The organism is Achromobacter sp. CF-sbj1-Ac2-l (assembly GCF_052698165.1).
Genome location: NZ_CP199855.1, coordinates 6,255,084 through 6,268,028, shown reverse-complemented (window position 1 = coordinate 6,268,028; position 12,945 = coordinate 6,255,084). Strand labels below are relative to the sequence as shown.

At 67.6% G+C, this 12,945-nt stretch carries 10 protein-coding genes and 3 tRNA genes; 9 read left to right on the top strand and 4 right to left on the bottom strand.

Going from position 1 to position 12,945, the window contains the following annotated elements:
* The first annotated feature begins 2 nt into the window (after positions 1-2).
* Positions 3-1,598: a rhodanese-like domain-containing protein gene (locus ACUDCK_RS28805; protein WP_175167888.1), complete on the top strand. Its 1,596-nt coding sequence runs from the start codon at positions 3-5 to the stop codon at positions 1,596-1,598.
* A gap of 166 nt (positions 1,599-1,764) precedes the next feature.
* Positions 1,765-2,766, top strand: coding sequence for a Bug family tripartite tricarboxylate transporter substrate binding protein (locus tag ACUDCK_RS28800; RefSeq protein ID WP_175167889.1), 1,002 nt, complete (start codon positions 1,765-1,767; stop codon positions 2,764-2,766).
* A 7-nt stretch (positions 2,767-2,773) separates the two neighbouring features.
* Here ACUDCK_RS28800 and ACUDCK_RS28795 read toward each other — a convergent pair whose 3' ends face one another.
* The 4 genes from ACUDCK_RS28795 to ACUDCK_RS28780 are packed head-to-tail and all read right to left on the bottom strand — an operon-like array spanning position 2,774 to position 7,342.
* A complete protein-coding gene (locus ACUDCK_RS28795; protein ID WP_063584705.1) occupies positions 2,774-3,535 on the bottom strand; it encodes a DeoR/GlpR family DNA-binding transcription regulator in 762 nt (253 codons plus the stop codon).
* 17 nt (positions 3,536-3,552) lie between these two features.
* Entirely contained in the window at positions 3,553-5,235 is a 1,683-nt protein-coding gene (locus ACUDCK_RS28790; RefSeq protein ID WP_063580195.1) for an ABC transporter permease subunit, read from the bottom strand.
* A gap of 37 nt (positions 5,236-5,272) precedes the next feature.
* Positions 5,273-6,280, bottom strand: a complete 1,008-nt coding sequence (locus ACUDCK_RS28785; RefSeq protein WP_020925800.1) for an ABC transporter ATP-binding protein — start codon at positions 6,278-6,280, stop codon at positions 5,273-5,275.
* A 51-nt stretch (positions 6,281-6,331) separates the two neighbouring features.
* Positions 6,332-7,342, bottom strand: a complete 1,011-nt coding sequence (locus ACUDCK_RS28780) for an ABC transporter substrate-binding protein (protein ID WP_053086031.1) — start codon at positions 7,340-7,342, stop codon at positions 6,332-6,334.
* Positions 7,343-7,557: 215 nt separating this feature from the next.
* Here ACUDCK_RS28780 and hisN point away from each other — a divergent pair, with 215 nt between their 5' ends.
* From hisN to ACUDCK_RS28745, 7 genes are all read left to right on the top strand, one after another.
* Positions 7,558-8,364 (top strand): histidinol-phosphatase, encoded by an 807-nt coding sequence (gene hisN, locus ACUDCK_RS28775; RefSeq protein ID WP_175167890.1) that lies wholly within the window; start codon positions 7,558-7,560, stop codon positions 8,362-8,364.
* A gap of 64 nt (positions 8,365-8,428) precedes the next feature.
* Positions 8,429-9,814 carry a glutamine synthetase family protein gene (locus ACUDCK_RS28770; protein ID WP_175167891.1) on the top strand — a complete coding sequence of 462 codons (1,386 nt, stop codon included), beginning with the start codon at positions 8,429-8,431 and terminating at the stop codon, positions 9,812-9,814.
* A 43-nt stretch (positions 9,815-9,857) separates the two neighbouring features.
* A complete protein-coding gene (locus ACUDCK_RS28765; protein WP_054504503.1) occupies positions 9,858-11,249 on the top strand; it encodes an aldehyde dehydrogenase family protein in 1,392 nt (463 codons plus the stop codon).
* A gap of 20 nt (positions 11,250-11,269) precedes the next feature.
* The gene (locus tag ACUDCK_RS28760; protein ID WP_064527423.1) at positions 11,270-12,433 is read left to right on the top strand and encodes an iron-containing alcohol dehydrogenase; all 1,164 of its coding nucleotides are present in this window, start codon (positions 11,270-11,272) and stop codon (positions 12,431-12,433) included.
* A gap of 113 nt (positions 12,434-12,546) precedes the next feature.
* A tRNA-Tyr gene (locus ACUDCK_RS28755) sits at positions 12,547-12,633 on the top strand.
* A gap of 150 nt (positions 12,634-12,783) precedes the next feature.
* Positions 12,784-12,857: transfer RNA gene (locus tag ACUDCK_RS28750), tRNA-Gly, on the top strand.
* 12 nt (positions 12,858-12,869) lie between these two features.
* Positions 12,870-12,944, top strand: a tRNA-Thr gene (locus tag ACUDCK_RS28745).
* The last annotated feature ends 1 nt before the right edge of the window (position 12,945 follow it).

Sequence of the window (12,945 nt, the reverse complement as noted above, 5' to 3'; positions counted from 1 at the left end):
CGATGCATTCCCATTCCCACCTGACACTGGCCGATATCGACTCGCACACCCTCAAAGGCTGGCTGCATGACGGCGGCGAGATTGCGCTGCTGGACGTGCGCGAGCATGGCCAGTACGGCGAGTCCCATCTGTTCTATGCGGCGCCCGTGCCGTTCAGCCGGCTCGAGGCCGACATCGCGCGCCTGGCGCCGCGTCGCGACGTGCGCCTGGTGGTTTATGACGAAGGTGGCGACGACGACGTCGCCGCGCGTTCGGCGACAGCGTTGCGCGCCCTGGGCTACACGCGGGTCTATCGCCTCGCCGGCGGCATCGCGCAATGGCAGCGCGACGGCTATGCCGCCTTCGCCGGGGTCAACGTGCCGAGCAAGACCTTTGGCGAACTGGCCGAAGAGGTTTTCCACACCCCGCGCATCAGCGCCGCCGACCTGGCCGAGCGCCAGCGCCGCGGCGACGACCTGATCGTGCTGGACGGCCGGCCCTACAGCGAATACCAGAAGATGAGCATTCCCGGCGGCATCTGCTGCCCCAACGGCGAGCTGGCCCTGCGCGCCCACACGCTGGCGCGCGACCCGAGCACCACCATCGTGGTCAATTGCGCCGGCCGCACGCGCAGCATCATCGGCGCACAGACGCTTATCAATCTGGGCGTGCCCAACCCGGTCTATGCACTGGAGAACGGCACGCAGGGCTGGTATCTCGCTGATTTCAAGTTGGAGCATGGCGCCAGCCGCCGCTACGACGACACGGTGGCCGCCGCGGACCTGCCCGACCTGGCGCAGCGCTCGGCTGGCCTGGCCCGCCGTCACGGCGTGCCGGAAGTGAACGCCGCGCAGGTGCGCGCCTGGCTGAACGACGCCAGCCGCAGCACCTTCCTGTGCGACGTGCGCAGCGCCGAGGAATTCGCGCGCGGCTCGCTGCCGGGCGCCCAGCACACGCCCGGCGGCCAGTTGATCCAGGCCACCGACCAGTACCTGGCGGTGCGCGGCGCGCGCATCGTGGTGTTCGATGGCGAAGGCGTGCGCGCGCCGGTGGTGGCCAGTTGGCTGCGCCAGATGGGCTGGGACGCGAGCGTGTTGCGGGAAGGCGTGGCCGCCGACCTGCAAGCGCCTCTCGCCCCGGCGGCGGAGCCCGCGTTGACGCTGCTCGACGACGCGGCCCTGGCCGCCGCGCAGGCGCAAGGCGCCCAATTGCTCGACATACGTCCCAGCATGCGCTATCGCGCGCAGCACATCGACGGGGCGCGCTGGTCGGTGCGGCCGCGTTTCACCGACCTGGCGCTGGATCCCTCGCGTCCGCTGGTGCTGCTGGCCGAAGAACGCGCGGTGGCCGCCTGGGCCGCGGCGGACCTGCGCGCGCTCGGCGTGCGCGACGTCAAGGCCAACCTGGGCACGCCCGCGGGTTGGTCGGCTGCCGGCCTGGCGCTGGTGTCTACGCCGGCCGAGCCGGCCGACGCCGATTGCATCGACTACCTGTTCTTTGTGCACGACCGCCACGACGGCAACAAGGCCGCCGCGCGCCAGTACCTCGCCTGGGAGACCAACCTGGTCAAGCAGATCGACGCGCGCGAACGCGCCGCCTACCGCTTCCCGGCCGGGTGACCGCCGTGACTGCATGATCCTCGCGGCCGCCGTGGCGGCCGCGCCCAACGCTTCATCCGATCAGCACGCCCCGACGCTTTCGACGGCGGGGCGCGGACGGTTCATGGCGAACCGAAATGCAATGGACGGCCGAGCATCCGGCCGCCAACCACAAGGGGAAATACCGATGATCAAGCTCAATCTGCAGCATGCCTGCAAGACCGCCGCGGCCCTGGCCTGCCTCGCCTGGGGGATGAATGCCCACGCCCAGGCGCCGGCGCCATTGGCCGACTATCCCAAGCAGCCCATCACCGTGGTCTCGCCGTTCCCGCCGGGGGGCGGCAACGATGGCGTCGCGCGTCTCCTCGCGCAGGAACTGGGCGCCATCACCGGCCAGAGCGTGGTGGTGGAAAACCGCTCGGGCGCGGGCGGCAACGTTGGCACTTCGCAGGTCTCGCGCGCCAAGCCCGACGGCTATACGCTGGTGATGTCGCAGACCAGCGTGATGGCGGTCAACCCGCGCCTGTACAAGAACGTGGGCTTCGATCCGCTCAAGGATTTCGTGCCGATCTCGCAGATCACCTCGGCGCCGCTGGTGCTGGTGGCGCGCAGCGAAAGCGCCTACAAGTCGCTGGGCGACTACCTGGACGCCGCGCGCAAGCAGCCCGGCGTCATCACCTACGCCACGCCCGGCAACGGCACCATGAGCCACCTGATGGGGGCGCTGCTGTCGCAGAAGGCCAACGTCAAGCTGGTGCACGTGCCGTACCGTGGCGCCGCGCCCGCGATCACCGACCTGATGGGCGGCACGGTCGACATGCTGATCACCTCGCCGGCCTCGGCCGAGCCGATGGTGGCGGCCGGCAAGCTGCGCATCCTGGCGCTGAGCCATGAGAACGGCATCGGCATCTTCAAGGGCGCGCCCACGCTTGGCCAATCCGGCATGGACGGCATCACGGCCGACGATTGGTACGGCCTGTTCGCGCCGGCCGGCACGCCGCCCGAACGCGTCGCCTACCTGGCGCAGGCGGTGGCGCAGGCCATGAAGTCGCCTAACGTCATCGCCAAGATCCAGGCGGGCGGCAGCCAGCCCGTCGGCAGCGCGCCCGATGCGTTCGGCAAGCGGCTGCAACAGGACACCGCGTACTGGGCAGACATGGTGAAGGTGGCGGGGGTGTCGGTGGATTGAGGCGGCGCTACACCACCAGCATCTTGCCGACCGCGCTCTTCAGGGCCGCGAAGGCCGGCTGCTTCTGCGCATTGGTGTTGGTGACGAGGTGATCGATGCGGTTCACCTCGCAGTACGACACCCGGCTGCACAGGCCGATCTTGCTGAAGTCGGCCAGCAGGATGCGCTGCTTGGCGTTGGCCGCCATGGCGCGCGCCACCTCGGCTTCGCGCAGGTCGTAGCTGGTGGCGCCGCATTCGGCATCCACGCCCACGGGCGACAGCAACGCCACGTCGGCGCGGTAGCGATGGATCTCGGCGATGGTGATGTCGCCGGCGGTGGCGCACACCGGCCCGCCCACCGATCCGCCCAGCATGATGAGTTCATTGGCGCCGCTACCGGCGGCGCCGACCTTGAGCGCCACGTCGAACGAATTGGTGATGAGGGTCAGGCCGCTCAGCTTGGCCAGTTCGTCCGCCAGCATGCTGGTGGTGCTGCCGGCGTCCAGGAACAGCGTCTGGCCGCTCGTCACCAGGCCGGCGGCGGCGCGCGCGATGGCGCGCTTGTACTTGACGCGGGTGTGCACGCGCTCGGTGATCGGCGGCTCGCTGTGCACCGGCACCGCGCCGCCATGCACGCGGCGCAATTCGCCCATCGCCTCCAGTTCCAGCAGATCGCGCCGGACGGTCTCCCGCGATACCCCCAACTCGCCGACGATACGGTCGGTCGATACCTGCTGCAGCGAAGACAGCAGGGCGCGGATTCTCTGATACCGCTCTTCTTGCCACATATCGGATGCTTCCTAATCTATTTGCGGCGTCGCGCCGGCAGCGCGATCAACGCGCGCATCGCCAGCAGCGAACCGCCCACGACCAGCATGATAAGCGTCGAATAGGCCGCCGCCTGCGAGACGAACCCCGCTTCGTCCAGCCGCAGTACGGAAACCGGCGCGACGCTGACCGACGGCGTGACCAGGAAGATCACCGCCGACAGCGTCACCATGGAACGCATGAACAGGAAAAAGAACACGCCCAGCACCGTTGGGGCGATCTGCGGCAGCACCGCGTCGCGCAGCACCTGCAGGGTGCCGCCGCCCAGGCAGTTCACCGCCTCCTCCAGCGCCTGCGGCACCGCGCGCATGCCGGTCATCATCGTCAGGAAGCCCTGTGTGTGATAGTGGTAGAAGTTGCACAGCGCGATCAGCGCGGCGCTGCCATACAGCGCGTAGAGCGGATTGGCGGGCGAGTTGAAGGCGAAGATGTAGGACAGCCCCAGCACCAGCCCCGGCACGCCCACCGGCAGCACCGACACCAGGTACACCAGCTTGGCCCAGGCGCGCGGGATGCGGCAGACACCGAAGGTCAGGAAGAACAGCAGCAGCACCCCGCCGGCCGCGGCCGCCAGCGACAGGTACAGCGAGGTCCACAACGGCGCATAACCGCCGCTGACGGTGATGTCGTAGTGCTTCAGGGTCCACTCCATGCGGTAGGGCCACAGCCGCATGAAGCTCGCGAACACCACCGTGCCCACCGTCACCACGATGGCGCTGGCGCACAGCAATACGCCGGCCGTGAACGCCAGGTCGCGGCCGCGCGCCGGTTGCGGCGTGACGCGCAATCCGCTGGGCGAGGCGGCGCCGAACTGGCGCTGCGACGCCACCCGTTCGATCTGCACCGAGATCAGCGACGGCAGCAGCAGCAAAATGCCCACCACCGAGCCCATGCCGAAATTCATCTGCCCCGATACCTGGCTGTAGATCTCGGTGGCCAGCACGCGATAGTTGCCGCCGATCACCGCGGCGTTGCCGAAGTCGGTGATGGTGATGACGAACACGACGAACGCCGCGCTCAGCAGCCCGAATTTGCAGTTGGGCAGCGTGATGTCGAAGAACTGCCGCGCGCTCGACGCGCCCATCACCTCGGCCGCGTCGTAATAGCGCGCATCCGTGTTGCGCAGCGCCGCCTGCAGGATCAGCACGGCCTGGGGCAGGGCGTAGAACACGTTGGAGATCAGCAGGCCCCAGAACCCGTAGATATCGAATTCCCAGCCCGTCCAGCGATGCACCAGGCCGTTGCGTCCAAGGATGAAGATCAGCCCCAGCCCCTGCACCAGCGACGGCGCCAGCAGCGGCAGCACCAGCGCCAGCTTCACCAGCGCCTTGCCGCGCATGCGGCTGCGGTCCAGCCCGAAAGCGATGGCAAAGCCCAGCAGCAGGCTGACGGCGGTGGTGGCCGCGCTCATCGTCAGGCTGTTGGCGGTGGCGGTCAGGATGCCGCGGGTGGCGAACACCTCGGCGTAATTGCCCAGGCCGATAGCGCCGTCCTTTTCCACCAGGCTGCGCCAGCCGACCGTGGCCAATGGATACAGGAAGAACAATGCCAGCCCGGCCATCGGGATGCCGACGCAGGTCCAGAGCAACACCCGGTCCAGCGACACGGACGCGCGGCCGGCGCGGGACGACGCGGCGGCGCCGATACGAACCGTATTCATGCTCGGACTCCCGCGCGTGCCGGCGTGGCGGACTCAGTCATACGCGAACCCAGGCGCATTGTTCCGGCGCCATGTCCAGCCGCACGGGCGCGCCCTGCGACAAGCCCGCCGCACCCTGTTGTTCGACCAGCAACTCGCGGCCTCGCCAGTCCACCCGCACGCGCGTCAGGTTGCCCATGAAGGTCATTTCGCGCACCCGGCCCGGCCCGCGCTCGTCGGCGGCGATGCGCAGGCTTTCCGGCCGCAGGCAGGCCTCGAAACGCTCGCTGGCGCCATCGGGCCGGGTCGCCAGCAACGCCGGCATGGCCTCGCGCACCCAGTCGGTCGGCAGCAGGTTGCTCAGGCCGACGAAGTTGGCGACGAAGCGTGTGCTCGGCCGCAGATACAGATCGGAAGGCGAGCCCACCTGCTCGACGCGGCCGTCATTCATGCACACGATCTTGTCCGCCAGCGTCAGCGCTTCCTCCTGGTCGTGCGTCACCATGATGGTCGGAATCCGCAGGCGGCGCTGCACCTCGTGGATCTCGGCGCGCATGTCGGTGCGCACGCGCGCATCCAGCGCCGACAAGGGTTCGTCCAGCAGGATCAGCGCCGGGTCCACCGCCAGCGCCCGTGCCAGTGCCACGCGCTGTTGCTGGCCGCCGGACAACTGGTGGGGATAACGCTGTGCATAATCCGGCAGCTTGATCAGCGCCAGCAATTCACGCACTCGCGCGTCGATGCGCTCGCGGCTCTCGCCACGGATGCGCAAGCCGTAGCCGACGTTCTCGGCCACGGTCATGTTGGGAAACAGTGAATACGACTGGAACACGATGCCAAAGCCGCGCTTGCGCGCCGGCAGCGCCGACAGGTCGCGTCCGCCCAGCGTGATGGTGCCGCTGTCGAACGGCAGCAACCCGGCGACGATGCGCAGCAGGGTCGTCTTGCCGCAGCCGCTGGGTCCCAGCAGGCAGACGAATTCATGTTCGCCCACCGACAGGTCGATGCCTTCCAGCGCCACCGCGCCGTCGAAGGTCTTGCGGATCCCGCGCAATTCCAGGTACATGGCCGCTCCAGGCGGTGGCGTGGCGGCCGGCGGCGCCGGCCGCGCGCGCCGTCAGCGTTTGATGGTGTCCTGCCAGGTCTTGATGGTGGCGTCGCGTTCCGCCGCCGATTTCTGGAAGTCCACCGGATACAGCACGGCGGTCAGGTCCTTGGGCAAGCCCGCGGCTTCGGCCGCCTTGTTGGGGGCGGCGCCGGGAATCGTCACCAGTTCCTTGTACTTGCTGTACAGCCCGCCTGCCTGCGCCGACAGCGTCCAGTCGAGGAAGCGCTTGGCGTCCGCGGGATTCTTCGACGTCTTCATCAGGCCGGAGGCTTCGAGTTCGTAGCCCACCCATTTCGACGGGATCACCATCTTCACCGGAAAGCCTTCCTCGATCGATTGCATCGCCGGGAACGCGAACGACACGCCGATCGCATACTCGCCGGCGCGCGCCATCTTGCAGGGGCGGGAACCCGACGGCGTGTACTGCGCCACGTTCTTGTCCAGGTCCTTGAGCAGCGCCCAGCCTTTCTCGGCGCCCAGGCCCTGCAGCAGCGCCACGATCTGCAGATAACCGGTGCCGGATGCGGCCGGGCTGGGGATGACGATCTCGCCCTTGTAGACCGGCTTGGTCAGGTCTTCCCATGAGGTCGGCATCGGCAGGTTCTTGGACTTGAGCCGGTCGGTGTTGACACAGAACGCGGCCACGTAGCCGGTGGCGGCGAACCACTTGTTGTCGGCGGCCTTGTATTGCGCTGGCAGGGCGTCGATGCCCTTGGCCGCATAGGGCTCCAGCAGCTTCTGCAGGCGCGGATCCAGCATGTTGCTGACGGCAAATCCCCAGATCACGTCCTGCTGCGGATTGCCGGCCTCGGCGATCAGGCGCGCGCCCAGGTCGCCGGTGGACAGCCGCAGCACGTTCACCTTCACGTCCGGCAGCGCGGCATTGGCGGCCTTCAGGTAGGCGGCGATCTCGTCTTCCTCCAGCGCGGTGTAGACGGTGATGGCGCCAGCGTGGACGGCCTGGGTCAAACCTAGGGAAATCACTGCAACCACGAGACCAAGCTTCTTCTTACATTGCATGATGGGACTCCGGAAAGGAATACACGGCAACGGCGATGAGCTGCTTTTCTGCGAACGGCGACCTGCGGGGCGGGGCGGTAGGGTTGCGCGAGGAAACGTTGCGTTTCCCGAGTTGCGTTTTTAGGTATATTTGCAAATTTGTGGCAACGTGTCTAGACTGGAAAAACCCGAATCGCATGGGTCTTTCCGCGCCGCGTTACGCCTCGGAGCTCGTCATGCAAACTTCGCCGCCGCTTACCGCGCAGCAATTGGCCGCGTTTTCCTCGTTCGCCCAGACGCTGGCGGACCAGGTCCGGCCCTTGTCGCGCCAGTGGTTCCGCCACCCCCTGATGGTCGAAACCAAAGCGGATGAAAGTCCCGTCACCCGTGCCGACCGCGAGGTCGAGCAGGCGCTGCGCGAAGCCATCGCCCGCCAGTATCCGGATCACGGCATCTTCGGCGAGGAATACGGCGCCAGCCATGCGGAGGCCGAGTGGGTGTGGTCGCTCGATCCCATCGACGGCACCCGCGCCTTCATCTCCGGCAATCCCCTGTGGGGCACGCTGCTGGGCCTGCTGCACCGCGGCCGCCCGGTGCTGGGCCTGATCGACATTCCCATGATGGCCGAACGCTGGCTGGGCGTTGCCGGTTCGCCCGCGCGCCTGAATGGCGAACCCTGCCGCGCGCGCCCCTGCACCGAACTGGGCCAGGCGATTCTCTACGCCACCTCGCCCGACATCTTCGAAGGCGCCGACCTGGACGCGTTCGAGGCGCTGGCGCGCTCGGTGCGCATGCGCCGCTATGGCGGCGATTGCTACAGCTATGGCCTGCTGGCCAGCGGCCATGTCGACCTGGTGGTCGAGGCCGGCCTGCAGCCGTATGACTATCTGGCGCTGATGCCCGTGATCGAAGGCGCGGGCGGCGTCATTACCGATTGGTCGGGGCAGCCGTTAGGCCTCGCGTCGCAGGGCCGCGTGATCGCGGCCGCCACGCCGCAACTGCATCGCGAGGCGATGCGGATGCTGGGGGCGGCCGTGACCTGAAACACCGCGCCCCGCGACCCCGCACGTCAACGCAACGCTTCAGCCACGACAAGGTGAACGAGCCATGCATGCACTAGGGGTAGCAACGGTGGAAGACGCGGAGCGGCTGGTCCAGGCCAGCACGCTCTCGCATATCAAGATCGGCCTGTCCGACGTCGATGGCGTCATGCTGGGCAAGTATGTCAGGCGCGACAAATTCCTGGCCGCGCTGCGCGGCGGGCTGGCGTTCTGCGACGTGGTGTTCGGCTGGGACCTGGACGACCAGCTCTACGACAACACCAAGTACACCGGCTGGCACACGGCCTATCCCGATGCCAAGCTGCGCATCGTGCCCAGCACCTGCCGCCGGTTGCCGCTGGAGCAGGGCCCCGGGGGCGAGGACATGTTGCTGTTCCTGGCCGAGTTCGAAGGCCCCGCCGCCGACATCTGCCCGCGCCGCCTGCTGCACCGCACGCTGGACCGCGCCGCCGACATGGGCTTCGAGGTCTACGCCGCGCTCGAATACGAGTTCTTCATGTTCCGCGAAACGCCGCACTCGGTGCGCGCCAAGCACTACCGCGACATGGAGAACTGGACCCCAGGCAACTTCGGCTACTCGGTGCTGCGCAGCACGGTGCAGGGCGATTTCTACCGCAAGCTGCTCGACATGTGCGAGCGCATGGACATGCCGATCGAGGGCCTGCATACCGAGACCGGTCCCGGCGTGCTGGAGGCGGCCATCGCGGTCGACCAGGCCGCCGCCGCCGGCGACAAGGCCTTCCTCTTCAAGACCTTCACCAAGGCGCTGGCGCAGCAGAACGGCCTGATGGCCACCTTCATGGCGAAGTGGTCGCACGATCATCCCGGTCAGAGCGGTCACATCCACCTGTCGCTGCGCGACCGCACTAGCGGCCGCTCGGCGTTCCACGACGAGTCGCGCCCGCACGGCATGAGCGTGACGCAGGAAGCCTTCATGGCCGGCGTGCAACGCTACCTGCCCGAATTCATGGCGCTATACGCGCAGACCATCAACAGCTATTCGCGCCTGGTGCCGGGTTACTGGGCGCCGCTGGACGCGACCTGGGGCATGGAGAACCGCACCACCGCGCTGCGTCTCATCCCGGGCAGCGACAAGTCGCAGCGTGTCGAAGTGCGTATCGGCTCGGCCGACGCCAATCCGTATCTGGCGCTGTCGGCCGCGCTGGCGTCGGGCCTGCGCGGCATCGAACAGGGCCTGCAACCCGAACCGATGGTGCAGGGCAACGCCTACACGCAGCAGTTTCCCGAGCACCTGCGCCTGCCCACGACGTTGTGGGAAGCGGCGCAGCGCCTGCGCCAGTCCGAAGCCGCGCGCGAGCTGTTCGGCAATGCCTTCGTCGAGCATTACGCCGCCACGCGCGAATGGGAAGAACGCCAGTTCCGCCGTCACGTCACCGATTGGGAACTGGCTCGTTATTTCGAGATCATCTGAACGCCGCCGCTTCATCTTTTCACCACGCATGCACAGGGTCGCCATGACGCAGGAACTCATCACCATCAGTCCCATCGACGGCCGCGAAGTCGTGCGCCGTCCCTACGCCAGCGAGGCGCAGGTCGCGCAGGCGCTGGCCGACGCGCAGGCCGCGCAGGGCGCCTGGCACGCGCTCGGCATCGAGCAGCGCGGCCGCATCCTGTCCGATGCGGTGACGCGCTTCGTCGCGGGCAAGGCCGAGATCGCGCGGGCCATCACGATCCAGATGGGCCGTCCGCTGCGCTACACGCCGGGTGAGGTCGATGGCTTCGAGGCGCGCGCGCGCCACATGATCGGCATCGCCGCCGAAGCGCTGGCGCCGATCCAGGTGCCCGAGATCGCCGGCTTCACGCGCTTCATCAGCCGCGAGCCGATCGGCGTGGCGTTGACGATCGCGCCGTGGAACTATCCGCTGCTGACGGCCGTGAACAGCATCGTGCCGGCGCTGATGGCCGGCAACACTGTCATCCTCAAGCACTCCGACCAGACCCCGCTGTGCGCCGAACTCATCGGCCGCGCCTTCAGCGAAGCGGGCGTGCCGCATGGCGTGTTCCAGTACCTGCACGCGAACCACGACATCGCGCAACGCCTGATCCGCGCGCCCGAGATCGGCTATGTCTCCTTCACCGGTTCGGTGCGCGGCGGCCAGAGCGTGGAGCAGGCCGCCGCCGGCCGCTTCATCGGCGTGGGCCTGGAGCTGGGCGGCAACGACCCCGCGTATGTGCGCGCCGACGCCAACCTGGCGCACGCGGTCGAGACGCTGGTGGACGGCGCCTTCTTCAATTCCGGCCAGTCCTGCTGCGGCATCCAGCGCATCTACGTGGCGCGCGACCGCTACCAGGATTTCATCGATCGCGCCGCGGCGCTGACCCAGGAGTACGTGCTGGGCGATCCCCTGCAGCCGGACACCACGCTCGGTCCGGTGGTGCGCACGCGCGCCGCCGACGAGGTGCGCGAGGTGATCGCCGAAGCCGAAGCGCGCGGCGCCCGCAATCTGGTCGATGCCGCGCGTTTCGACGCCGCGCGCGCCGGCACGCCTTATGTGGCGCCGACGCTGCTGACGCAGGTGGATCACCGCATGCGCGTCATGAACGATGAATGCTTCGGCCCCGTGGTCGGCGTGATGCCGGTCGACAGCGACGAAGAGGCCGTCGCCTTGATGAACGACAGCCCCTATGGCCTGACCGCCGCCATCTTCACGCAGGATGAAGAGGCCGCATTGCATCTCGGCCGCCAGTTGCGCACGGGCACCGTCTTCATGAACCGCTGCGACTACCTCGATCCCGCGCTGGCGTGGACCGGCGTCAAGCACACCGGCCGCGGCGTTTCGTTGTCGCGCGTCGGCTACGAACAGCTCACCCAAGCCAAATCCTTCCATCTGCGCCGCAACGCCTGAGCGCGCGACCAGGAGCCGACATGACCGTCCCCAGCGTCAACTGGAACTATCCCACCGCCATCAAGGCCGGCCCCGGCCGCATCAAGGAGTTGCCCGACTGGTGCCGCGAACTCGGCATGGCGCGCCCCTTGTTGGTCACCGATCCCGGCCTGGCCGCGCTGCCCATGATCGCCGACGCGGTGCGCGGCTGCCGCCAGGCCGGACTCGAATGCGGCCTGTTCCACGAAGTGAAGGGCAACCCCACCGGCAGGAACGTGGACGATGGCGTGGCGCGCTATCGCGAAGGCCGCCACGACGGCGTGATCGCGTTCGGCGGCGGCTCGGCGCTGGACGCGGCCAAGGCCATCGCGCTGATGGCCGGACAGAAACGCCCGCTGTGGGATTTCGAAGACGTGGGCGACAACTACCTGCGCGTGAACGTGGCCGGCATGGCGCCAGTCGTCGCGGTGCCGACCACCGCGGGCACGGGCTCGGAAGTGGGGCGCGCCTCCGTCATCACCGACGAGGCGGCGCAGGTCAAGCGCATCATCTTCCACGCGCGCATGCTGCCCGCGATCGTCATCCTCGATCCCGAGCTTACCGTCGGCCTGCCGCCGCGCATCACCGCGGCCACCGGCATGGATGCGCTGTCGCACAACCTCGAAGCCTACTGTTCGCCGTTCTTCCATCCGATGGCCGCCGGCATCGCGCTGGAAGGCATGCGAATGATCAAGGAATACCTGCCGCAGGCCGTGGCCGATGGCGCCGACCTGCAGGCGCGCCAGCAGATGCTGGTGGCCTCCAGCATGGGCGCCACCGCATTCCAGCGCGGGCTCGGCGCGATGCACGCGCTGGCGCATCCGCTGGGGGCGTTGTACGACGCCCACCACGGCATGCTCAACGCCATCCTCATGCCCTACGTGCTCAAGGCCAACCAGCACGCGGTCGCGCCGCGGCTGCAGGCGCTGGCGCGCTATCTGGCGCTGCCGGACGACAGTCCCGGCGCCGTGCTCGACTGGGTCCTGGCGTTGCGCGAGACCGTCGGCATCCCGCACACCCTGGCCGACATCGGCATCGACGACGCGCAAGCCGAGCGGGTAGGGCGCATGGCCAGCGAGGATCCGTCCGGCGGCACCAACCCCGTCGTCTATACGTCAGACCAGTACGCCGAACTTTTTCGTGCAGCCGTTCGCGGAATCTTGTAAGCTTCGCCCCCTCTGCGCGGAAACGCGGCAGGCAGAACGAAAGTTTTGAATATTTTTCGTCCCAGGCGTTTGACAGCGGATTTGAAAGTGTTCATAATCTCAAGTTCTCCGCTGGAGGGGTGCCCGAGTGGTTAAAGGGGGCAGACTGTAAATCTGTTGGCCTTGCGCCTACGTTGGTTCGAATCCAACCTCCTCCACCAGAGACCCAAACCTGAATCCAGGCGATGTTTGCCTGGATTTTAAAATGTAGGCCTAGGGAACTGGGCGGCCTTCGCAACGAAGGTGGCTGGTTCTCCAAGGCCTTAGTTTTGAAAGTCTGGGATGGATAGTGAGGTGGTGAAAGGACAGCCGCGGGTGTAGCTCAATGGTAGAGCAGAAGCCTTCCAAGCTTACGACGAGGGTTCGATTCCCTTCACCCGCTCCAAGCAGTACACATGCCCATGTGGCTCAGTGGTAGAGCACTCCCTTGGTAAGGGAGAGGTCGCGCGTTCGATCCGCGCCATGGGCACCAC

What these genes read in the sequence shown, in the direction of transcription:
- ACUDCK_RS28805 (WP_175167888.1), top strand. Translation starts at nt 3, where the DNA reads ATGCATTCCCATTCCCACCTGACACTGGCCGATATCGACTCGCACACC.
- ACUDCK_RS28800 (WP_175167889.1), top strand. Translation starts at nt 1,765, where the DNA reads ATGATCAAGCTCAATCTGCAGCATGCCTGCAAGACCGCCGCGGCCCTG.
- ACUDCK_RS28795 (WP_063584705.1), bottom strand. Translation starts at nt 3,535, where the DNA reads ATGTGGCAAGAAGAGCGGTATCAGAGAATCCGCGCCCTGCTGTCTTCG.
- ACUDCK_RS28790 (WP_063580195.1), bottom strand. Translation starts at nt 5,235, where the DNA reads ATGAATACGGTTCGTATCGGCGCCGCCGCGTCGTCCCGCGCCGGCCGC.
- ACUDCK_RS28785 (WP_020925800.1), bottom strand. Translation starts at nt 6,280, where the DNA reads ATGTACCTGGAATTGCGCGGGATCCGCAAGACCTTCGACGGCGCGGTG.
- ACUDCK_RS28780 (WP_053086031.1), bottom strand. Translation starts at nt 7,342, where the DNA reads ATGCAATGTAAGAAGAAGCTTGGTCTCGTGGTTGCAGTGATTTCCCTA.
- hisN (WP_175167890.1), top strand. Translation starts at nt 7,558, where the DNA reads ATGCAAACTTCGCCGCCGCTTACCGCGCAGCAATTGGCCGCGTTTTCC.
- ACUDCK_RS28770 (WP_175167891.1), top strand. Translation starts at nt 8,429, where the DNA reads ATGCATGCACTAGGGGTAGCAACGGTGGAAGACGCGGAGCGGCTGGTC.
- ACUDCK_RS28765 (WP_054504503.1), top strand. Translation starts at nt 9,858, where the DNA reads ATGACGCAGGAACTCATCACCATCAGTCCCATCGACGGCCGCGAAGTC.
- ACUDCK_RS28760 (WP_064527423.1), top strand. Translation starts at nt 11,270, where the DNA reads ATGACCGTCCCCAGCGTCAACTGGAACTATCCCACCGCCATCAAGGCC.